At 62.6% G+C, this 18,970-nt stretch carries 21 protein-coding genes and 3 pseudogenes; 11 read left to right on the top strand and 13 right to left on the bottom strand.

Annotation, left to right across the window (positions count from 1 at the left end; genetic code table 11):
• Positions 1–14: 14 nt before the first annotated feature.
• On the bottom strand, positions 15–1,217 hold the full coding sequence (locus tag CIT25_RS11050; RefSeq protein WP_095484563.1) for an AI-2E family transporter: 1,203 nt from the start codon (positions 1,215–1,217) through the stop codon (positions 15–17).
• Positions 1,218–1,452: 235 nt separating this feature from the next.
• Positions 1,453–2,514: an LLM class flavin-dependent oxidoreductase gene (locus CIT25_RS11045; protein ID WP_095485075.1), complete on the bottom strand. Its 1,062-nt coding sequence runs from the start codon at positions 2,512–2,514 to the stop codon at positions 1,453–1,455.
• A gap of 231 nt (positions 2,515–2,745) precedes the next feature.
• On the opposite strand from CIT25_RS11045, the gene CIT25_RS11040 reads away from it, so the two are divergent.
• Complete coding sequence (locus CIT25_RS11040; protein WP_023801556.1) at positions 2,746–3,174, top strand: DUF6481 family protein; 429 nt, start codon at positions 2,746–2,748, stop codon at positions 3,172–3,174.
• Positions 3,175–3,261: 87 nt separating this feature from the next.
• On the opposite strand, the gene sugE is transcribed toward CIT25_RS11040, so the two are convergent.
• Complete coding sequence (sugE, locus tag CIT25_RS11035) at positions 3,262–3,576, bottom strand: quaternary ammonium compound efflux SMR transporter SugE (protein WP_095484562.1); 315 nt, start codon at positions 3,574–3,576, stop codon at positions 3,262–3,264.
• 189 nt (positions 3,577–3,765) lie between these two features.
• Entirely contained in the window at positions 3,766–3,891 is a 126-nt protein-coding gene (locus CIT25_RS38095; RefSeq protein WP_082982715.1) for a hypothetical protein, read from the bottom strand.
• A gap of 209 nt (positions 3,892–4,100) precedes the next feature.
• Between CIT25_RS38095 and CIT25_RS11025 the strand changes: the two genes are divergently transcribed.
• The gene (locus CIT25_RS11025) at positions 4,101–4,910 is read left to right on the top strand and encodes a transglutaminase-like domain-containing protein (protein ID WP_095484561.1); all 810 of its coding nucleotides are present in this window, start codon (positions 4,101–4,103) and stop codon (positions 4,908–4,910) included.
• A 13-nt stretch (positions 4,911–4,923) separates the two neighbouring features.
• Here CIT25_RS11025 and CIT25_RS36825 read toward each other — a convergent pair.
• A pseudogene (locus CIT25_RS36825) lies at positions 4,924–5,076 on the bottom strand (IS5/IS1182 family transposase); the annotation flags it as partial.
• A 17-nt stretch (positions 5,077–5,093) separates the two neighbouring features.
• On the bottom strand, positions 5,094–6,680 hold the full coding sequence (locus CIT25_RS11015) for an adenylate/guanylate cyclase domain-containing protein (RefSeq protein WP_095484560.1): 1,587 nt from the start codon (positions 6,678–6,680) through the stop codon (positions 5,094–5,096).
• Positions 6,681–6,926: 246 nt separating this feature from the next.
• Here CIT25_RS11015 and CIT25_RS11010 point away from each other — a divergent pair.
• Together CIT25_RS11010 and CIT25_RS11005 are read left to right on the top strand one after the other, a co-directional pair.
• A pseudogene (locus CIT25_RS11010) lies at positions 6,927–7,049 on the top strand (cation diffusion facilitator family transporter); the annotation flags it as partial.
• A gap of 217 nt (positions 7,050–7,266) precedes the next feature.
• Complete coding sequence (locus CIT25_RS11005; RefSeq protein ID WP_095485074.1) at positions 7,267–7,671, top strand: GFA family protein; 405 nt, start codon at positions 7,267–7,269, stop codon at positions 7,669–7,671.
• Positions 7,672–7,675: 4 nt separating this feature from the next.
• Here the strand turns inward: CIT25_RS11005 and CIT25_RS11000 are convergent, their stop codons facing one another.
• Entirely contained in the window at positions 7,676–8,944 is a 1,269-nt protein-coding gene (locus tag CIT25_RS11000) for a DNA recombination protein RmuC (protein WP_095484559.1), read from the bottom strand.
• Positions 8,945–9,048: 104 nt separating this feature from the next.
• Between CIT25_RS11000 and def the strand changes: the two genes are divergently transcribed.
• From def to truA, 4 genes are read left to right on the top strand one after another with little or no spacing between them, the layout of a single operon-like run.
• Positions 9,049–9,594, top strand: a complete 546-nt coding sequence (gene def / locus CIT25_RS10995) for a peptide deformylase (RefSeq protein ID WP_095484558.1) — start codon at positions 9,049–9,051, stop codon at positions 9,592–9,594.
• Positions 9,595–9,603: 9 nt separating this feature from the next.
• The gene (gene fmt, locus CIT25_RS10990) at positions 9,604–10,539 is read left to right on the top strand and encodes a methionyl-tRNA formyltransferase (RefSeq protein WP_095484557.1); all 936 of its coding nucleotides are present in this window, start codon (positions 9,604–9,606) and stop codon (positions 10,537–10,539) included.
• Complete coding sequence (locus CIT25_RS10985; protein ID WP_095484556.1) at positions 10,536–11,045, top strand: GNAT family N-acetyltransferase; 510 nt, start codon at positions 10,536–10,538, stop codon at positions 11,043–11,045. Before fmt ends, CIT25_RS10985 begins: the two co-directional genes overlap by 4 nt.
• A gap of 18 nt (positions 11,046–11,063) precedes the next feature.
• Positions 11,064–11,819 carry a tRNA pseudouridine(38-40) synthase TruA gene (gene truA / locus CIT25_RS10980; protein ID WP_095484555.1) on the top strand — a complete coding sequence of 252 codons (756 nt, stop codon included), beginning with the start codon at positions 11,064–11,066 and terminating at the stop codon, positions 11,817–11,819.
• On the opposite strand, the gene CIT25_RS10975 is transcribed toward truA, so the two are convergent.
• Together CIT25_RS10975 and dapE are read right to left on the bottom strand one after the other, a co-directional pair.
• On the bottom strand, positions 11,816–12,409 hold the full coding sequence (locus tag CIT25_RS10975) for a transporter (RefSeq protein WP_095484554.1): 594 nt from the start codon (positions 12,407–12,409) through the stop codon (positions 11,816–11,818). The two genes, truA and CIT25_RS10975, sit on opposite strands and share 4 nt — an antisense overlap.
• Before the next feature lie 2 nt (positions 12,410–12,411).
• Positions 12,412–13,611 carry a succinyl-diaminopimelate desuccinylase gene (gene dapE, locus CIT25_RS10970; RefSeq protein WP_095484553.1) on the bottom strand — a complete coding sequence of 400 codons (1,200 nt, stop codon included), beginning with the start codon at positions 13,609–13,611 and terminating at the stop codon, positions 12,412–12,414.
• A gap of 192 nt (positions 13,612–13,803) precedes the next feature.
• Between dapE and CIT25_RS38450 the strand changes: the two are divergent.
• Positions 13,804–14,106 (top strand): annotated as a pseudogene (locus tag CIT25_RS38450) (ketopantoate reductase C-terminal domain-containing protein); the annotation flags it as partial.
• On the opposite strand, the gene CIT25_RS10960 reads toward CIT25_RS38450, so the two are convergent.
• Genes CIT25_RS10960 through dapD form a run of 3 tightly spaced genes read right to left on the bottom strand, consistent with a single transcriptional unit; the run spans position 14,101 to position 16,078 of the window.
• Positions 14,101–14,802, bottom strand: coding sequence for a hypothetical protein (locus tag CIT25_RS10960; RefSeq protein ID WP_095484552.1), 702 nt, complete (start codon positions 14,800–14,802; stop codon positions 14,101–14,103). The pseudogene CIT25_RS38450 and the gene CIT25_RS10960 sit on opposite strands and share 6 nt — an antisense overlap.
• 21 nt (positions 14,803–14,823) lie before the next feature.
• Positions 14,824–15,195, bottom strand: a complete 372-nt coding sequence (locus CIT25_RS10955; protein WP_158302538.1) for a DUF805 domain-containing protein — start codon at positions 15,193–15,195, stop codon at positions 14,824–14,826.
• Positions 15,196–15,223: 28 nt separating this feature from the next.
• Positions 15,224–16,078 (bottom strand): 2,3,4,5-tetrahydropyridine-2,6-dicarboxylate N-succinyltransferase, encoded by an 855-nt coding sequence (dapD, locus tag CIT25_RS10950; protein ID WP_095484550.1) that lies wholly within the window; start codon positions 16,076–16,078, stop codon positions 15,224–15,226.
• Between the two features lie 142 nt (positions 16,079–16,220).
• Here dapD and CIT25_RS10945 point away from each other — a divergent pair, with 142 nt between their 5' ends.
• On the top strand, positions 16,221–17,060 hold the full coding sequence (locus tag CIT25_RS10945) for an LOG family protein (RefSeq protein WP_095484549.1): 840 nt from the start codon (positions 16,221–16,223) through the stop codon (positions 17,058–17,060).
• A 158-nt stretch (positions 17,061–17,218) separates the two neighbouring features.
• On the opposite strand, the gene CIT25_RS10940 is transcribed toward CIT25_RS10945, so the two are convergent.
• Complete coding sequence (locus CIT25_RS10940) at positions 17,219–17,926, bottom strand: pyrimidine 5'-nucleotidase (RefSeq protein ID WP_095484548.1); 708 nt, start codon at positions 17,924–17,926, stop codon at positions 17,219–17,221.
• A gap of 161 nt (positions 17,927–18,087) precedes the next feature.
• Here CIT25_RS10940 and CIT25_RS10935 point away from each other — a divergent pair, with 161 nt between their 5' ends.
• Positions 18,088–18,849 (top strand): GGDEF domain-containing protein, encoded by a 762-nt coding sequence (locus CIT25_RS10935; RefSeq protein WP_095485073.1) that lies wholly within the window; start codon positions 18,088–18,090, stop codon positions 18,847–18,849.
• Positions 18,850–18,970: the final 121 nt, after the last annotated feature.

Genomic DNA, 18,970 nt, shown 5'->3' with positions numbered 1-18,970 from the left:
CTCGATATAGGCATTCAATCCGGGCGCCGCAAACGCCGCGCGCCGGTTTGCGCTGCAGCGCTGTTCGTCTCCTCGATGAGTTCTTCCTCAACCACCGCAGTATGCTGCGCCGCCAGGAAATTGCCGACATGGCTGAGGCTGTCGAAATGATCGCAGAACACCTTGATGACGACCAGCAGCGGCACCGCCATCAGCGCGCCGACGAAACCCCACAGCCAGGACCAGAAGGCAATAGCGATGAGGATCGCCACCGCATTGATCTCGAGGCGGCGGCCAACCACCGTCGGCGTCACGAACTGGCCCTCGACGGTATCGCACAACAGCACGAAGGCCGGCGCCAGCAGTGCGTAGGAGATGCTGTCGAAGCTGATCAGCGAGATGATCGTGACAAGCGTGATTGTAATCAGCGCCCCGATATAGGGCAGGAAATTGAGCAGAGCCGCTGCCGCGCCCCAGACCTGCGGGTTGGGCACGCCGAGTGCCCAGAGGCCGAGTCCGATGACCAACCCCAGGCATGTATTGATGACGGCGACGGTGAGCAGGTAGTGCGAGATTTCACGTTCGACGTCATAGACGACGCGCAGTGCCCGCTTCTTTTCGCTGAGACTAGGGAAGGATTCGACGATCTTCTCATAGAACATCGTGCCGGAGGCGAGCAGGAACAGCGACAGGACGAAGACGATGATGAGGCTGGTGCCCGCCGACAGCAAATTGCTGGCGGCTTGCGGGAGAAGGCCGGATTGCGCCATGGCAACCCTCTGAACGCCCGGCTCCTGGGATGTCTGCGTCAGTCCCTCTATCTGCCGCGAAATCTCCATGATCCTCTCGAAAGGACGTCGCAGTTGCGCGAGCCGTTCGGTCAATTGCTGGCCAATCACCGAGGTGTTGTTGATGAGGTCGATGACCGGGCCGCTGAGCAGATAGCCGGTCACGGCGAGGACGCTGACCGACAGCACCACCAGCAGTGTCGCCGACATAACATCGGGCATGCCGTGTTTGCGCAGGAAGCGGACGATCGGCGTCAGTGTCAGCGCCAGCAGGAAAGCCAGAATGACCGGCATGAAGAAGGCACGAGCGAAGGAGAGCGCGTAGATCGCCATAAGGATGAAGATCCCGACGAGCAGCGAACGCATCAGATGCGTGTCCGCGCGCGCCTCGACGCGCGGATCCGGGCTTTCGGCAGCGCCTGCGCCCAAAGCGGCGGGGTCGGCTTTCATTCTGGCCCTCGGCGGCACACCGCGATTGGTGTACGCTGTTGGCGGAAACGCCTTTGCGGCTTCAAAGTTCCGTTAGAGCTTTGTGCGTCCACTTGGACGCACAAAGCACGCTCTAACACTTTGAATCTACGCATCGTGCTTTCCGAAAATCGATTCCGATTTTCGGGCCGATGCGTTAGCCGGCGTTGATGGCAAGGCCGTACTGCGCCCTTGCCAGTGAATCAGGGCCGATGAATCAGGCGGCCGGCGCGGCCACGGCAGGGATGGCCTTCGCCGTTTCCTTGCGCACGATCGGCGCGACCTTGGTGCCGTAGAGCTCGATCGCCTTCATGGTCTTGGCATGCGCCATGGTGCCGATCGCCATTTGCAGCAGGAAGCGGTCGTTGCCGAATATCCTATGTTGGGCAACGATCTTTTCGGCCACCTGTTCGGGATTGCCGACGAACAGCGCGCCGTTCGGGCCACGCGATTGGTCGAAATGCGCCCTTGACGTTGGACCCCAGCCACGCTCGCGGCCGATGCGGTTCATCACCTCGGCCTGCGGCCCATAAAAATCGTCGGCTGCCTGGTCGGTGGTCTCAGCGATGAAGCCGTGGACGTTGAGGCTGGTGGCGAGATCAGCCGGATCGTTGCCGGCCCGCTTGGCCGCCTCCCTGTAGATATCGAACAGCGGCGCGAACCGCGCCGGCTCGCCGCCGATGATGGCCAGCGCCAGCGGCAGGCCGAGCGCGCCGGCCCGCGCGGCGGATTGCGGCGTGCCGCCGATCGCGATCCAGATCGGCAATTTGTCCTGGAAGGGGCGGGGATAGACGCCGCGATCATTGATCGGAGCGCGCAGCCTGCCTGACCAGGTCACCTTGACATGATCGCGGATGGCAAGCAGCAGGTCGAGCTTTTCGGCGAAGAGCTCGTCATAGTCTTCGAGATTGTAGCCGAACAGTGGAAAGGATTCGATGAACGAGCCGCGCCCGGCCATGATCTCGGCGCGGCCACCGGAGAGAAGGTCGAGTGTCGCAAACTGCTGGAAGACGCGAACCGGATCGTCGGAGGAAAGCACGGTGACCGCGCTGGTCAGCTTTATGCGCCTGGTGCGTTCGGCCGCCGCGGCCAGGGCCACGACCGGCGCTGAAGCGACATAATCGGGACGGTGATGCTCGCCCAGCCCAAACACGTCGAGGCCGACCTGGTCGGCCAGCTCGATCTCCTCGATCAGGTTGCGCAGCCGCTCATGCGCGCCAATGGCACCGGGACCCGGTTCCGGGCTGACGTCGGCGAAGGTATAGAGACCGAGTTCCATCATGTGTCATCCTGGCGTTTTGTTTTTCGCGCTACAGGTAGCGACCAGTCCGCCGCGCCGCCAGAGGGGCGGATGGTGAACGGTGCATGTCCGTTTCAGTCGAATTCAGCCGAAAAGGCGTCTCCCGACTGCAACAGCTCAGAATTTCATGGCTGGCATACCGTTTTGGCGCTTGAACTCTGGGTTTTCACGCGTATGTAAGCCTCGCAAATTGACTCCAGGGAAGTGGACTTGGCTATCTATAGGGAAAAAGACGTTTTCGAGCGGCGCAATGCCGCAAACGAGGCAAAGAAGGCGCTTCTCGAGCGCTTCAAGGCAAAGCCGGCAGCAGACGATCCAGCAGTGCTGGCACGACAGGCCGAACGCAAGGCAATCCTCGAAGCTCGTGCGATACGCGAGGCCGAAAAGGCCAGGCTGAAGCAGGAAAAGCTGGCGCGCGAAGCGGCCGAGAAGGCCGAGCGCGAAGCGGCTGCCGAAGCAGCGCGTATCGCTGCCGAAGAAGCGGCGCAGGCGGAAGCGAAGATCCGGGAAGCCGAAGAGAACGAGCGCATCGCTCGTTTGCTCGCCGACGAGGCCGAGCGCAAGGCTAAGCGCGACGCGCGCTATGCGGCGCGCAAGCAGCGCACCGGCAGGACGCCCCCGGGCTTTTCGGCTCGCTAGCGCTCCTACAGCGCGATTGCACCAAGCAAATTCAGGGCCGCCTTGCAGCGGCCCTGAAGGCGTTTGTGTTGCAATCTTGCAGCCAAACTAGGCCGCGAGCTTCAGCCCCATGATGCCGCAGACGATGAGCGCGATGCAGGCCAGCCTGATCGCCGTCGCAGGCTCGCCGAGCAGCCAGATGCCAAGCAGCGCCGTGCCGACTGTGCCGATGCCGGTCCACACCGCATAGGCTGTGCCGACCGGCAGCGTCTTCAGCGCCAGTCCGAGCAAGGCGAGACTGACGACCATCGAGACAACCGTCAGGACCGTCGGCAGCGGTTTCGAAAACCCATCGGTGTATTTGAGGCCGATCGCCCAGCCGATCTCGAACAGGCCAGCGAAGAAGAGAAGAATCCACGACATCGGAACGCTCCATTGAATTGCGGGTCGTCCCGGTCTTTTCGGAAAGCGCGAAGTCGTCTTCGCTGCATTGATATAGAAATTTCGGGTGCCCAATCAACAGTAGCGCCGGCGGCATTTCAGGACCAATCGCTGACTGTCGATTGGTCCTGAAATGCCGCCGGTCATGGCCATGCGCCGAAACGCCGAGACTTACCTGTCCTTGAGTTTGGTCGCCTTGACAGGCGGCGCCTTCAGGGTCGGGGCAGCGGCGGGTTTCTTCGCGTCCTTCTTCGGCTTGCGGGCTTCTTTGCCCGCCTTCATCGCACCTTTAGCCATGATTCGTCCTCCGATTGTGGCAAGCGAAATGAACCAAGAGAAACGCCCGACCGCAAGAGGCATAATCTGGCGCCTGTGCCGGCCGGCGGCCGTCAAGCGGTTTCTAATTCGCTCGTAAACCGCGTTGGTCCGTGCGATGGTCTTTTTGCACTGCAGCAACAGCCCGTGCCTTCGCCGGGTGTTGATCCGGCAGGCCGGTCAGGACGACAATGCGAATCCACATCGGCTGCGAGATGAGCTTCGACTTTCCGCAGGAAGCGCCGCTGATCGCGATGCTCAACGTCCACTATTCCCGGGCGTCCGATCTCGAACGGCCGGATTTCCTGACCTCGAACCCACCGGTGCCGATCGAGAGCTACCGCGACAGTTTCGGCAATTGGTGCAACCGTCTTGTCGCCCCGCCCGGTCGCTTCACCTTCGGCACGGACGCCGTGATCCGCGACCCGGGAACCTTCGAGTTGGGCGAGCTGGTGGCGTGGCAGCACGAGGTGCGCGACCTGCCGTCGGAAACATTGCTGTTCCTGCTGCCCAGCCGCTATTGCGAGAGCGACGTGCTGGCGAGCGAGGCATGGCGGCTGTTCGGCCACACACCGCTCGGCATTCCACGGGTTCAGGCGGTCTGCGACTTCGTCCACAACCACATCATCTTCAATTACGGCAATGCGCGGCCGACGCGCACGGCAGCCGAGGCATATCGTGAGCAAAGCGGCGTCTGCCGCGATTTTGCCCATCTCGCCGTCGCCTTCTGCCGCGCCCTGAACATCCCGACCCGCTATTGCACCGGCTACATCAGCGACATCGGCCTGCCGAAACCGTGGTCGGACATGGATTTCGCTGCCTGGATGGAGGTCTATCTCGGCGGCCGCTGGCATGCCTTCGATCCGCGCAACAATGCGCCGCGCATAGGCCGCATCCTGATCGCCTCCGGCCGCGACGCAGCCGATGTGCCGCTGACTCATATTTTCGGGCCGGGCACGCTGGCCGGTTTCAAGGTCTGGACGAACGAGATCGTCGATTAGGCCGTGTGGACAGTTACCGCAACCACAAGACAATAGCCGCGAGAGTGACAACGGCGGTAATTGCGGGCGGTTTTCTCGAGCGGGTTGCGACCCAGCGGAACTGCTTGAGTTTGGAGGAGCAGCACTCGGCGAGATGATGCTGGGCATAGAGGTGCCCTGACAGTGGGACAGTTTCTAGAGAACCTAAAAAGCGGCGGGCTTGCTTCGGATGGTTAAGGCCAGGAGCGCCTCCGAAAGTCGTTTCTTCGCCCGGTCGACCCCGTTCTCGTCGATTGCCTCAACATCGAGGAACAAGTCGAGGCCAGTCGCGTGCTCGCTGATGACCTGAGGGCGCTGGGCCAGTTCACCCAGGAGGCCCTCGACTTCGTAGGGGACAACCTCCCGGCTGATCCCCTTCATGGCAATCGGTGCTAACGGACGCGCCCGGACAAGGTCGCGAACGAGCGCGTAAGTCTCATAGCTGAGGCAGATGCCGCCGGGCTCGGCAATCGACTGCAGACGGGCCGCCAAGTTCGCTTCGGCTCCGATGATCGTGTAGTCCATCCGATCATCGGAACCGAAGTTCCCAACATTGCAATAGCCCGTGTTGATGCCCATGCGAGCTCGGAAGGGCCGTTCAACTCCGCGGTCACGCCACACCCTGTTCAACTGCTCCAGCCGACGCTGCATGTCGACAGCCATGCGCAAGCAGGCTCTCGCGTCTTCCTCGATGCCTTGCGTCTCCGGGTCTCCGAAGAACACAAGAAGCGCGTCGCCGATGAACTTGTCGACGGTGGCGCCGTGTTTGAGCGCGATCCTCGACATCTCGGTGAAGTACTCGTTGAGGAGAACCGTCAGGTCCTCGGGCTGGAGCCGTTCCACGATCGCGGTGAAATCCTTGACGTCGGAGAAAAAGATCGTGAGCTTCTTGCGCTCGGTCGCGATGGTGACGTCCTTCTGGCCGCTGAAGATGCTTTTGTAAATTTGAGGCGAGAGGTATTTGGCGATCTTCAATGAAATCGCGGCCAGGAAGTCGTTTGCCTCGGAAAGCTCCTTGTTGATGCCCTGAACCAAGGCGGACTGCCGACGCTGCAGGAGAATGAACGTCAGGCCCGCCGCCGCCGCGAAGCCGAAATATAGGAGCAGATACTTGAAGGCGAGGACGTTCGCAGCGATAGGCTGATTGACTGATATCTCCTGGATCCCTCGGACATCCCCTACCTTCCAGTCCGTCTTGGGGCTGTCCGGGTGTGAGTTATGGCAGGTCACGCAGACTTGTCCCATTACAACGGGGGCCGCGGCGCGGACGTGCCGGTCAAACAGCGAACCCGAGACTTCGATGATCGGCTCCCTCGGGTTGGCACGCAAAGCAAAGATTGCATTCCGCTCGAATAGATCGAGCTGGTGGGGGTCGCGACCTTTAAAAGGTAGATCGGAGACGAACCGATATTTGACGGACCCGTCGTGAGCGCTGATGCGCTTGCCGAGTTCGATCGAGAGGGTTGCTGGAATAGGGATCGCGCCTGGCACGTCCCGGTAGTTGTGCGTCGCGGTCACGGCGTCGTCTGCTTGCAGCACGCGCCCCACGACGTCGCTGCCGTAAAATCCGCGCATTTCGTCGATGATCCGGCTGATTTCGCTGGCTTGCGTGCGCAGCATCCGTTCCGATAGGTCTCGGAGGTCGAGCCAGGCTGCGACGGGCAGGCCTATAAGGCCGATGACCACTGCCGCCACCAGGAGCGGTCCCATGGTGCGCTGCTGACGCGCAATCTGTTCACCCAGTCCAGCCATTGTGCCAGCGCCCGGCAGTCACTAGTATCTGAACTATATCTCATTCCCGGCACGGTACCTAGCGTCAGTCTTGGCTCGATGAAAACACGCCAGCCCTGCAACGACGGACCGACCTTGAGCGGTTGTGGCTAAGCCCCACCTTCACAGCGGATTTCGCATACTGGCGCGCCCGGCCAACTGCGGACTGTTCTCACGCTTGGAGAAGGAATGCTCAAAGTCCGACCGATGGCGCCCGAGCCGGTTGCCAACGAGGACCATTTGTCGGCGCCCGAGATCGAGACCTGCGTCGAACACATCGAGGCACGGCTGAAGACCGAGATGCCCGAGGTCACGCGACTGTTCGTCAAGCCGCAGACCAGCGGAACCTGAGCCCGCCGGCTCAAGGCCATACAGGCCGCGTCGGGACAAGCGCCGGACTAGAGGCCTGCCGTTGCAAGGTTCGCCTGCCGCGCTGCCGCATCGACTCGAATGTCGGAGTCGATTTCGGAAAGCATGATGTGTAGGTTCAAAGCATTACACCATACTATGTGTCCAAACGGGCGCACGTCGCTCAAGCATTGCCGAACGGATTTTGGGAGGAATGAAGATGAAAATCGACGGCGGGTGCCATTGCGGCGCTATCACGTACGAGGCCGAAGTCGATCCGGAAAAGACCAATATCTGCCACTGCATCGATTGCCAGCAACTGACTGGAACGGCGTTTCGGGTGACCGTGCCGGCGTCGGAGGATCATTACCGGATCACCAGGGGCACGCCGAAGATCTACATCAAGACCGGGTCGAGCGGCGCCAGGCGCGCCCAGGCTTTTTGCGGCGAGTGCGGTTCGCATCTCTATGCCACGTCGGTCGGTGACGGACCGAAAGTCTACGGCATCAGGGTAGGCACGGCGCGTCAGCGCGATGAACTGGTGCCGAGACGGCAGTTGTGGCATCGCTCGGCGCTGCACTGGCTGCCGGACTTCGAAGGCACGACGATCGTCGAGGAGCAGTAGCCTCTCAGTCGTCGCCTTCGACGACCCTAAGTCTCAGCTGACCAGTCTTGGAGTCGGCGACGCGCGCACCCGCTTCGACCTTCGCGCCGTGTGTGGTCTCGGCCGATCCGGCGTCGCCCTCCGTCGGCTGCGCGCCGAACTCCAGCGCCTCGATCTTCTGGCCGCGCTTGGTCACCTTCGACGTCGAGACGAGGATGTCGTCGATATCCTTGGCCGACTGGCCGAAATGGCTCTGCAGCTTGCGCACCCGCTCGTCGAGGCGCGAGACATCCTCCATCAGCCGGATCACCTCGCCCTGAATCAGATGCGCCTGCTCGCGCATGCGGGCGTCCTTGAGGATCGCCTGGATGACCTGGATCGACAACATCAGCAGCGACGGCGAGACGATGACGATGCGGGCGCGGTGCGCCTTGTGGACAATCCCCTCGAAATTCTCGTGGATCTCGGCAAACACCGATTCCGACGGCACGAACATGAAAGCGGTGTCCTGCGTCTCGCCCTGGATCAGGTATTTTTCTGATATATCGCGGACATGCACCTCGATGTCGCGTCGAAACGCTTGTGCGGCGACCTTCTGCAAATCGACACCTTCGGCGGCACGGATGGCGTTCCAGGCTTCCAGCGGAAACTTGGCGTCTATGGCAAGAGCCGGCGCGCCGTTCGGCATCTTCACCAGGCAGTCGGGCCGGCTGCCGTTCGACAAGGTCGCCTGGAATTCGTAGGCGCCGTGCGGCAGGCCGTCGGCGACGATCGCCTCCATGCGCGACTGGCCGAAGGCGCCGCGCGTCTGCTTGTTGGAGAGGATCGCCTGAAGCTGAACGACCTGGCCGGCCAGCGACTGGATGTTGCCCTGCGCGATATCGATGACCGCCAGCCGTTCCTGCAGCTTGGCAAGGCTCTCATGCGTCGATTTCGTCTGCTCGGTCATGGTCTGGCCGAGGCGGCCGGTCATCGCGTCGAGGCGTTGGCCGATCGACTGTGTGAGTTCGGCCTGCCGCGCCCCGAACACTTCGGCGATGGCGCCCATGCGGCCCTGCATCTCGGCCTGGCTTTGCAGGATGCCGGCCATCCGCGCCTCGGCGTCGCGGGCGTGGTCGGCGGCTTCCGCAGCCGCCACTGCACGCGCCTTGGCCGACCGCCACAGCGCGACGACCAGCGCCACGAACAGGCCCAGAAACAGGATCGCGCCGAATGCCGATGCGTGGCCGAGCGTGATCGTGGTGGCGCCGAGCCGGGCGATTGGTTCGGACAGGATTGATGTCAGGTCGTTCATATGGACAGCATAGATGATTCTCCCTGACGGCACAGATCAAAACGTGAACGGCGCTTCAATTGCCCCGGTTGACGCTTTCCGTGCGACGTCTTAGGTGAGACGCCATGTCGATCAAGCCTCTCATCATCCTTCCCGATCCCGTTCTGCGCCAGGTTTCGAAACCGATCGAGCGCGTCGACGGCGCCTTGCGCAAACTCGCCGACGACATGCTGGAGACCATGTACGATGCGCCGGGCATCGGCCTGGCGGCGATCCAGGTCGGCGAACCGTTGCGCATGCTGGTGATCGACCTCGCCAAGGAAGACGAGACGCCGGCGCCGCATGTCTTCATCAACCCCGAGGTTCTCGACAGCGCCGATCAGCGCTCGGTCTACGAGGAGGGTTGCCTGTCGATCCCGGATTACTATGCCGAGGTCGAGCGCCCCGCCGCCGTGCGTGTGAAATATCTCGATCGCGACGGCAAGCTGCAGGAGATCGAGGCCGAAGGGCTGATGGCGACCTGCCTGCAGCATGAGATAGATCATCTCAACGGCGTTCTGTTCATCGACCACATCTCGAAGCTGAAGCGCGACATGGTGGTGAAGAAGTTCAAGAAGCTCGCCAGGGATAAAGCGCCGGGCAGCAAGGCGCCCGGCAAGTTGGTGGGATAGGGCTCAAAAATGCCCCTGCGCGTCGTTTTCATGGGCACGCCCGAATTCTCGGTGCCGACGCTGCGGGCGATCGCGGAAGCCGGGCATGAGATAGTGGCCGTCTACACCCAGCCGCCGCGCGCCGCCGGTCGCCGCGGGCTGGAACTGACACCGTCGCCGGTGCAGCGCGAGGCAGAGCGGCTGGGCATCGAGGTGCGAACGCCGGTGTCGCTGAAGAGCGAAGCCGAGCAGCAGGCGTTCCGCGCCTTGCGGGCCGATGTCGCCGTGGTCGTCGCCTATGGATTGCTGTTGCCCAAACCCATTCTCGAGGCGCCGCGGCTCGGCTGCCTCAATGGTCATGCGTCGTTGCTGCCACGCTGGCGCGGCGCTGCACCTGTTCAACGCGCCGTCATGGCCGGCGATACCGAGACAGGCATGATGGTGATGCGGATGGAGGAAGGTCTGGACACCGGTCCGGTGGCGATGATTGAAAAATGCGCCATCGGCCCCGATATGACGGCCGGCGACCTGCACGATCGGTTGATGCTCATTGGTGCCGCGCTGATGGCGGAAGCGCTGGCACGGCTGGAACGGGATGCCCTGACATTTACCACGCAGGCGACGGTGGGGGTGACCTACGCCAAAAAGATCGATAAAGCGGAGACGCGCGTGGACTGGACGCGGCCTGCTGGCGAAGTCCACGATCATATTCGCGGCCTGTCGCCCTTTCCCGGCGCATGGTGCGAGACCGAAATCGGCGGCCGCCTGGAACGGCTGAAACTGCTTCGCTCGACGCTTTCGCAAGGCGCCGGCGAGTCGGGAGGAATTCTCGATGACCGCCTGACGGTCGCCTGCGGGTCAGGCGCCATCAGGCTGGTCGAAGTTCAACGTGCGGGCGGAAGGCCCATTGCCGCGCAAGAGTTTCTGCGCGGGGCCAAGCTCGAAAAAGGAACGAAATTCTCATGAGCATGATGTCGATACGCGCGGCGACGCCGCGGGACCGCGAGGCGATCCGCCTCGTCGAGGAACACGCATTCGGCCAGCAGGCGGAGGCCGGACTGGTCGACGCGCTGGTCACCGGCGGCGATGCCGTCGTCGAGCTGGTGGCGGACGAAGATGGGCAGGTGGTCGGCCACATCCTGTTTTCCAGGCTTTTCGTGCAAAATGGCGGCAAGAGCTTCCCGGCGGTGGCGCTGGCGCCTTTGGCCGTCGAGCCGTCATTCCATGGCACCGGCATCGGCGGCGCGCTGGTCCGCGAGGCGCATATCCGCCTCAAGGACGCCGGCGAGGTGCTGGCGGTGGTGCTTGGCGATCCCGCCTATTATGGCCGCTTCGGCTACAGCCACGCACGCGCCGAAAAATTCGAGAGCGAATATCAGGGCGACGCGCTGCAGGCGCTGGCCTGGGGCGAGGCGCCTGAGACCGGCAAGCTGGTCTACGCTTCGGCCTTCGGCTCCGCGCTCGCCGCCTAACCTCATCCTGCTTTAGGAATGCCGCGTTTTCGCCTGGACATCGAATATGACGGCAGCCTCTATGCCGGCTGGCAGCGCCAGGCAGACCAGCCTTCGGTGCAGCAGGCGATCGAGCAGGCGATCGAGAAATTCTGCGGCGAGCAGGTCTCGCTGCGCGGCGCAGGCCGCACCGATGCCGGCGTCCATGCGACCGGCCAGGTAGCGCATGTCGATCTCGTCAAGGCGTGGCCTGATGACAAGGTGCGCGATGCGGTCAATGCCCATCTGCAAGCGGCCAAGGCGCGCATCGCCGTCCTCAAGGCGGCTGTCGTGCCTGATAGCTTCGACGCGCGTTTCTCGGCGATCGGCCGCCACTATCTCTACCGCATCGTCAACCGGCGCGCGCCGGCGGCGCTCGACAAGGGCAAGATCTGGTGGGTGCCGAAGCGGCTCGACGCCGAGGCCATGCACGAGGCGGCAAAAGTGCTGCTGGGGCGGCATGATTTCACTACGTTCCGCTCGACCCAATGCCAGGCCGACAGCCCGATCCGGACGCTTGATCGGCTGGATGTCAGTCGGCTGGCTGACGTGATCGAAGTGCGAGTCTCGGCGCGCTCGTTCCTGCACAATCAGGTGCGCTCGATGGTCGGCTCGCTGAAGCGCGTCGGCGAAGGCGGCTGGACAATTGCCGACCTGAAGGCGGCGCTCGATGCGCGCGACCGTGCAGCCTGCGGCCAGGTTGCGCCGCCCGACGGACTTTTTCTCGTCGGTGTGGATTATCCGAAAGTCGATTAAGCGGGCGCACCGATGCCGAGCAGCGCCTGCAGGCCGAACAGAACGACCAGCGACGCCACGAACATGCCGGCGAAGACGGCGGTGCCGACAGCTGCGCCCCTGCCGATGGCGATGTTTGTCATCCGCCAGGTCAGGACCATCGACAGCGCAAACAAAAGCAGCGACGCCAGTAGGGCGAACTCGTTGGTGGAAGGCAGGAAAAGCCTGATCAACGCCGACGGCAGCATCATCCAGGCGATGATCGCCGACGCCCAGTTGCTGGCGACGACATAGTGGACGAAGCGCCCGCCAATGCCGGCACGCGGCGCGATAAAGGCAAGGCCGACAAGCGGCAGTACCCAGGCGCCAATGTCGACCGTCGCCAGACGGATCAGCATGCTGAAGCGCCCCGCGAATGCATCCGGATCGCCGATCTCGTTGGCAAGGCCGACCCAACCGACGATCAGCGCCGGTGCCGCGACGATGATGGCGAAGAAGGAATTCCAGAAACCGTCGGCCGAAAGGTCGAGCAGGCGCAGCCCGTCGGCCTTGCCGAGCATCAGTCGCCAGGCGCCGGTCAGGGAAGCATAGGTTTCGTCCGACGAAAGCATGGTTACGACATGCCTCGCTCGAACCAGTCTTCGATGAAGCGCTGATAAATTTGCGTCAGCGTCTCGAGGTCGGCAAGCGCGACGCGTTCATCGACCATGTGCATGGTCTTGCCGACCAGCCCGAACTCGACCACCGGACAATAGTCCTTGATGAAGCGGGCGTCGGAGGTGCCGCCGGAGGTGGAAAGCGCCGGCTTCCTGCCGATCACCGCCTTGACCGAGCCGCTGAGCGCCTCGATCAGCCGGTCGTCGCGAGTGAGGAAGACGTGGCTCGGCCGATCGCGCCAGACGAGCTCGTAATCGACCGGCGTCGTCTTGCCGGTCCGGTATTTCTTGCGCTTCGCCGCCTTGTCGAGACGGTTGTGGATTTCCGCCTGGATGGTCTCGGCGGTCCATGTGTCGTTGAAGCGGATGTTGAAGGTGGCGGTCGCCTTCGCCGGAATGACATTGGTGGCCGGATTGCCGACGTCGATCGAGGTCACTTCCAGATTGGTCGGCTGGAAATCCTTTGTGCCCTCGTCGAAGACGGGGTGCAGCAAGGCGTCGACCAGCGTCATCAGGCCGCGCACCGGGTTGTCGGCAAGCTGCGGATAGGCGGCGTGGCCCTGCCGGCCATTGACGATGATGCTGCCGGACAGCGAACCGCGCCGGCCGATCTTGATCATGTCGCCCAGCGCGTCGGGATTGGTCGGCTCGCCGACGACGGACGCATCCCATTTCTCGCCCTTGGCGGCCGCCCATTCGAGCAGCTTTGTCGTGCCGTTGATGGCCGGCCCTTCTTCATCGCCGGTGATCAGCAGCGAGACCGAGCCTTTCAAGCCGCCCTTCGACTCGATATGGCGCGCCACCGCGGCGATGAAACAGGCGATGCCGCCCTTCATGTCGACGGCGCCGCGGCCGAACATCTCGCCCTTGGCAATCTCGGCGGCGAAAGGCGGATGAGTCCATGAAGCTTCGTCGCCGACCGGCACCACGTCGGTATGCCCAGCGAACATCAGATGCGGACCGTTGCCGGAGCACCGCGCATAGAGATTTTCGATATCGGGCGTGCCGCCTTCCGAAAACACCGGGCGCTCGACGGAAAAGCCGAGCGGCTTCAGCATTGTTTCGAGCGTGCTCAGTGCTCCGCCTTCAGCGGGCGTCACCGAGGCACAGCGGATAAGGGCGGCTAGATTTCTGGCGGGATCGGAAGGCAACGTCATGGGCAAAAGCGATAGTCGAAAGCGTAAGGCCTGTCACGGCCAGACATAAGGGCCAGCCATCCCGCCGACATTATGGTTTTCATGTCGTATAGTCGCAGGCCAAGGCAGCACCATCAGATGGCCAACGAGGACAGGAGGATCGTCATTGCCGGCGCCGGCAGCATCGGCTGCTATGCCGGCGGCTGTCTCGCGCTCGCCGGGCGACGGGTGATTCTGCTGGCGCGGCCGCGCATCGAAGAGGCCTTGCGGAAGGACGGGTTGCGGGCCACCGAGCTGGCGCGGCGCATGCTTGCGATCGATCCCGAGGCACGCTCGTCGATGTGGGACGATCTGCAGCGCGGCCGGCCGACCGAGATCGACGAGCTGCAAGGTGCGATCCTGCGCCTGGCTGACAGAGAGGGCACGCCGGCGCCGCTGATAAAGCGTGTCACGGCACTGGTTCGCAAGGCAGAGCAGGAAAATCATGGATCGCCCGGCCTGACACCGCGATCAGTGCCGGCCTTCGATCAGCGTGATCTTTTGCCAGATCTTCCGCGACAGGTTGGAGGCGAGAGTCTCGATGTCGTTGACGCCATCGACGACGACATTGTCGTTGACCGACTGGGCGAACAGCGCGGCGATTTTGCCGGTGATCGACAGCATTTCGGAGCAATAGTCGAGATAGCGGGCGAGATCGGCACGGTCGGTTATGCGTGCCGGTGAATGCGATGCCGGCTTGAAATCGGCTGAAAGCACTGCCGGATCCTTGGTCAGCTGATGCATGTCGATGACGTGGATCAGCGATCGCAAGCCGTGAAGCTTGCGAAACACCTGCTTGCGCTTGATACGCTCCTCGGTTCGGATCAAGGCCAGGAAGCCCAGCGCCGTCAGGATGATCACGTTGATCGAGGATTCTATGCCCTGCACCGACTGGATGGCATCGTGGTTTGCCGAGACACGGCCGAGCGGCAGGATGGTGCCGACGAACAGGAACATCAGCGCGCCAGCGGCAATGGCGGCGATGATGACGCCGCGCAGCCACCAGATCGGCGCTTCCAGCGCCTTCGCCGCCTTGGCCAGATCACGCGACAGCGACACAAGTTCAATGGCGACGCCACGCAAGCCTGCATCGGGAAAACGGTCGGCGACGCGTTTTTCCAGTTGCTCGGCGGTTTCGATGATCAGTTTCGAATCAAGCGTGCGGTAGCGCATGGCGAGAGACCCGATCGACGTTCAGGATTCGGCCGGTGCATTGGTATGTTTGCCGTAGCGGTTGGGTCCGGGATCACTTTTGAAAAAGGCCAGAATGATAAGGAGAATGGCGCCGATGACGAGAGAGATCAATGCGTAGTAGGTAGGCTTGCCGAAATCATGGAACCGCTTCGCCGTTAGCGCAAAGGTCGACCATGTCGAGACGACCACAGCGATCCACCAGGCGAGCGCCCAGTACTGGCTTGCGGCAGTGCCGAGCGGCGTTCGCGAGAACTGGTAGAGCAGAAAAAGCTGAACGAGGAGCGGCAAAAGACCGGCCAGAACGTAGGCGCTGGGGTTCACTCGCCCGGAAAGGCTGAAGAAAAGCCAGAAAAATCGAGGTCTGTCGAGCAATCGGGTGCGTCCGTTTTTTTGCGAAGGATCAATCGCGAAGCAGTTCATTGATCGAGGTTTTGGACCGGGTCCTGGCATCGACCCGCTTGACGATGACGGCGCAGTAGAGGCTCGGAGCGGGCTCACCGCTGGGCAACGGCTTGCCGGGCAGCGAGCCGGCGACGACAACGGAATTGGCCGGCACTTCGCCGTAGAAGACCTCACCGGTGGCGCGGTCGACGATCTTGGTCGACTGGCCGATGAAGACGCCCATGCCGAGCACCGAGCCCTCGCGCACGATGCAGCCTTCGACCACTTCGGAGCGTGCGCCGATAAAGCAATTGTCCTCGATGATGGTGGGACCGGCCTGCATCGGCTCCAGCACGCCGCCGATGCCGACGCCGCCCGACAGATGCACGTTCTTGCCGATCTGGGCGCAGGAGCCGACCGAGGCCCAGGTGTCGACCATGGTGCCGCTGTCGACATAGGCGCCGACATTGACGAAGGACGGCATCAGCACGGCACCTGGCGCGACATAGGCGGAGCGCCGCACGATCGATGACGGCACGGCGCGAAAACCTGCCTTCTCGAAATCGATGGCGCTCCAGCCGTCGAATTTCGACGGCACCTTGTCCCACCACACGGCCTGGCCGGGGCCGCCCTTGATGATCTCCATCGGGTTGAGCCGGAAGGACAGCAGCACCGCTTTCTTCAGCCACTGGTTGACATGCCATTTGCCGTCGGCCTGGCGCTCGGCAACGCGGGCGACACCCCGGTCGAGCAGGTCGAGCGCCGACTGGATGGCGTCGCGCGTCGCGCCACGGGTTGCCGTCGAAATCGTGTCGCGTTCCTCGAAGGCTTCTTCGATGATCTTTTCGAGACTCGCCAGATCGGGCTTCGACATGAATTCGCTCCATTACCAAGCTGTTAAGGGGCCGCGCCTTAACCTGTTTTGAAAGTCGCCGGACCCTATGTGAAGGCTTGGTGAGGGTCAATCGCGGCTGCGCCACGGGACGGCGCAAGTGAATAATTGGACGGTAGGTAACATGACTCCTATGGAAAAGGCGGGGTGGACGCCGCTGCCGCATTCGGACGAGGATCTGGAGCGTTCGAAAAGCGTGCCGGATACGCCGCAGACGCGCGCCGAAACCTACCGGTTGGCCTGGAACGATCCCGACTTCATGACACGGCGCGAACTGCGCGCGGTCAGGCTACAGCTCGAACTGTTGAAGCCGGAGATGATCCTGGCCGAGCGCGGCATCCGCTCGACCGTCATCCTATTCGGTGGCGCGCGCATCCCCGAGCCGGGCGGAGAAGCCTGGGCGGCCAAGAACGAGACGCAGAAGAAGAACCTTGAGAAAAACAGCAAATATTATGAGGAAGCGCGAAAATTCGCCCGCCTCTGCTCGCAGCAGTCGGCCACCTCGTATTATCGCGAATTCGTCGTGGTGACCGGCGGCGGACCCGGCGTCATGGAAGCCGGCAACCGCGGCGCCGACGATGTCGGCGCACCGTCGATCGGCCTCAACATCGTGTTGCCGCACGAGCAGGCGCCGAATGCCTATGTGACGCCGGAGCTCTGTTTCAACTTCCACTATTTCGCGGTCCGCAAGATGCATTTCGTCATGCGCGCCAAGGCTGTCGCGGTGTTTCCGGGCGGCTTCGGCACGATGGACGAATTCTTCGAGACGCTGACCCTGATCCAGACCGGCCGCATGGAGCGCGTGCCGGTGATCCTGTTCGGCAAGGCTTTCTGGAAAAGGGCGATCGACCTCGATTTCCTCGCCGAGCAAGGCACGATCACCCCCGGCGACCAGGACATCATCGATTTCGTCGACACCGCCGACGAGGCCTGGGGGATTATCAGCCGTTTCTACAAGCTCTGAGACCCCGCTGCGCACCCACGGGTCAAGCCCGAGGGCATGCTTTTGGGCGACATGCACTAGAGCAATTCCAGGAAAAGTGCGGAGCGGTTTTCCGTTCGGAATTGCGTACAAACAAATAATTAGAGCGGTTCGGCGTTTCCGTGAAACGATGAAGTGCTCTAGGCTGGGACTTCGACGATCGCAGTAAGGAATTCGGCAAGATCGTCGGTGACGAAATCCACGTCGTCCTCGTTGGCCGGGTCACGTTCCCAGATTTCCGAGAAGGTCGGCTCGAAGTTGCGCGGCACGACCAGCACCGTGGTCATGCCCAGCGATTTCGGCACGGACAGGTTGCGGGCCAAGTCCTCGAACATCACCGCATTGTGGCCGGTGACGGCGTGGAGTTCCGCAAACTTCTCGTAGGTCCGGCGCGCCGGCTTGGGGTTCAGTCCGGCGGCGACGATATCGAAGATGTCGTCGAAATGGTCGAGGATGCCGAGTTGGCGCGCGGTGCGTTCGGCATGCCTGCGGTCGCCATTGGTGAAGATGAACTTGCGGCCGGGAAGCTGGCGGATGGCGGTGCCGAGAACGGGATCGGGAACCAGCCAGGAATAGTCGATGTCGTGGACCTTCTCGAGAAAGTCGTCGGGATCGATGCCGTGGCGCGCCATCAGGCCGTTCAGCGTCGTGCCGTATTCCCGATAGAGTTCCTTCTGCAGCTTGCGGGCATCGTCGCGCGGCAGCGTCAGCAGCTCTCCGACATAGGCGGTCATCTTCACGTCGATCTGCGAGAACAGGTTCGAATGGTGCGGATAGAGCGTGTTGTCGAGGTCGAACACCCAGTCGGTGACATGGGCAAAGCGGGCGGGATCCGGGAGTGTGGTCATGCAATCCTTATGGCACGAAACATTGCTTTTGGCAGAGGCTTTATCCACAACTTATGCGGGTTGCGGGTGGCGAAAATGACGCCATGATTCAAATTTTAGGCATCGCAGAAAGGTGGCATTCAGGGCTTGCTGGCACACAGACGGTCGAGGGGGAGCCAGCGATGAGCCGCATATTTCTGAAGTCTGCCGCCGTCGCTTTCGCCTCCCTCGCGGTCTCGCTTTTGTTGACGCTGATCGTCGTCCCGGCAATGGGCTTTCCGTTCAACCGCACGATGTGGCTGACGTGCACGGTCTGCCCGCTCGCGCTTGCCTGGATTGCCAGCGCTTATACATTCTGGCAGGGCGAGAGGCTGAAAGGCGCCCATCGCGATCTCGCCCGCGCTCATGCCCAACTCGCCGCCGCGCATCGGCGCCTGTCGGAAAAGGCGAGCCGCGACGACATGACCGGCATGCTCAACCGCGAGAGCTTCTTTGCGGCGCTCGACGCCTCCCGGCGGAAATCCGATCGCGGTGCGTTGCTGATCATCGATGCCGACCACTTCAAGATCATCAACGACAGCTACGGCCATCTGACCGGCGACGACGCGCTGCTCCTCATTGCAAGCGCGATCGAGCGCGGCGTGCGCAGCGGAGACGTGATCGGCCGCATCGGCGGCGAGGAATTCGGCGCGTTCCTGATCGGCGCCACCGAGCAGGAAGCCAAACGCGTCGCCGAGCGCATTCGCCGTGAAGTCGAGCTGATCCGCTTCCGTCCCGTTGATGAGCGGATCATACCCCTCACCGTCAGCATCGGTGGCGTCACCTGCGGCGAGGGCGCCGCCGTATCGGATCTGATGCGTGCCGCCGACCGGCGCCTTTACCAGGCCAAGCACCGCGGCCGCAATCTGACCATCCTGGACACGGACATTTCCGAAGCGGCTTGAGCGGTCCCGCCGGGCCGTTTACACGGCTTAAGCAAGTGTGCGGCTAGGTTTGGCACGGAATTGGCTTCTCTTGGCGAGCATGTGACGTTCTGGGAACGCCATGCGTGGATAAAGGCCCCAT

The sequence above is a fragment of the Mesorhizobium mediterraneum genome, assembly GCF_002284565.1.
In the GTDB taxonomy this organism is placed as follows: Bacteria; Pseudomonadota; Alphaproteobacteria; order Rhizobiales; family Rhizobiaceae; genus Mesorhizobium; species Mesorhizobium mediterraneum.
The sequence above is the reverse complement of the archived record's forward strand: the minus strand, read 5'-3'. Positions and strand labels throughout refer to the sequence as shown.

Excerpts from the sequence above, each read along its gene's own strand:
- CIT25_RS11050 (WP_095484563.1), bottom strand. The coding sequence starts at position 1,217 with ATGAAAGCCGACCCCGCCGCTTTGGGCGCAGGCGCTGCCGAAAGCCCG.
- CIT25_RS11045 (WP_095485075.1), bottom strand. The coding sequence starts at position 2,514 with ATGGAACTCGGTCTCTATACCTTCGCCGACGTCAGCCCGGAACCGGGT.
- sugE (WP_095484562.1), bottom strand. The coding sequence starts at position 3,576 with ATGTCGTGGATTCTTCTCTTCTTCGCTGGCCTGTTCGAGATCGGCTGG.
- CIT25_RS38095 (WP_082982715.1), bottom strand. The coding sequence starts at position 3,891 with ATGGCTAAAGGTGCGATGAAGGCGGGCAAAGAAGCCCGCAAGCCGAAG.
- CIT25_RS11025 (WP_095484561.1), top strand. The coding sequence starts at position 4,101 with ATGCGAATCCACATCGGCTGCGAGATGAGCTTCGACTTTCCGCAGGAA.
- CIT25_RS11015 (WP_095484560.1), bottom strand. The coding sequence starts at position 6,680 with ATGGCTGGACTGGGTGAACAGATTGCGCGTCAGCAGCGCACCATGGGA.
- CIT25_RS11005 (WP_095485074.1), top strand. The coding sequence starts at position 7,267 with ATGAAAATCGACGGCGGGTGCCATTGCGGCGCTATCACGTACGAGGCC.
- CIT25_RS11000 (WP_095484559.1), bottom strand. The coding sequence starts at position 8,944 with ATGAACGACCTGACATCAATCCTGTCCGAACCAATCGCCCGGCTCGGC.
- def (WP_095484558.1), top strand. The coding sequence starts at position 9,049 with ATGTCGATCAAGCCTCTCATCATCCTTCCCGATCCCGTTCTGCGCCAG.
- fmt (WP_095484557.1), top strand. The coding sequence starts at position 9,604 with ATGCCCCTGCGCGTCGTTTTCATGGGCACGCCCGAATTCTCGGTGCCG.
- CIT25_RS10985 (WP_095484556.1), top strand. The coding sequence starts at position 10,536 with ATGAGCATGATGTCGATACGCGCGGCGACGCCGCGGGACCGCGAGGCG.
- truA (WP_095484555.1), top strand. The coding sequence starts at position 11,064 with ATGCCGCGTTTTCGCCTGGACATCGAATATGACGGCAGCCTCTATGCC.
- CIT25_RS10975 (WP_095484554.1), bottom strand. The coding sequence starts at position 12,409 with ATGCTTTCGTCGGACGAAACCTATGCTTCCCTGACCGGCGCCTGGCGA.
- dapE (WP_095484553.1), bottom strand. The coding sequence starts at position 13,611 with ATGACGTTGCCTTCCGATCCCGCCAGAAATCTAGCCGCCCTTATCCGC.
- CIT25_RS10960 (WP_095484552.1), bottom strand. The coding sequence starts at position 14,802 with ATGCGCTACCGCACGCTTGATTCGAAACTGATCATCGAAACCGCCGAG.
- dapD (WP_095484550.1), bottom strand. The coding sequence starts at position 16,078 with ATGTCGAAGCCCGATCTGGCGAGTCTCGAAAAGATCATCGAAGAAGCC.
- CIT25_RS10945 (WP_095484549.1), top strand. The coding sequence starts at position 16,221 with ATGACTCCTATGGAAAAGGCGGGGTGGACGCCGCTGCCGCATTCGGAC.
- CIT25_RS10940 (WP_095484548.1), bottom strand. The coding sequence starts at position 17,926 with ATGACCACACTCCCGGATCCCGCCCGCTTTGCCCATGTCACCGACTGG.
- CIT25_RS10935 (WP_095485073.1), top strand. The coding sequence starts at position 18,088 with ATGAGCCGCATATTTCTGAAGTCTGCCGCCGTCGCTTTCGCCTCCCTC.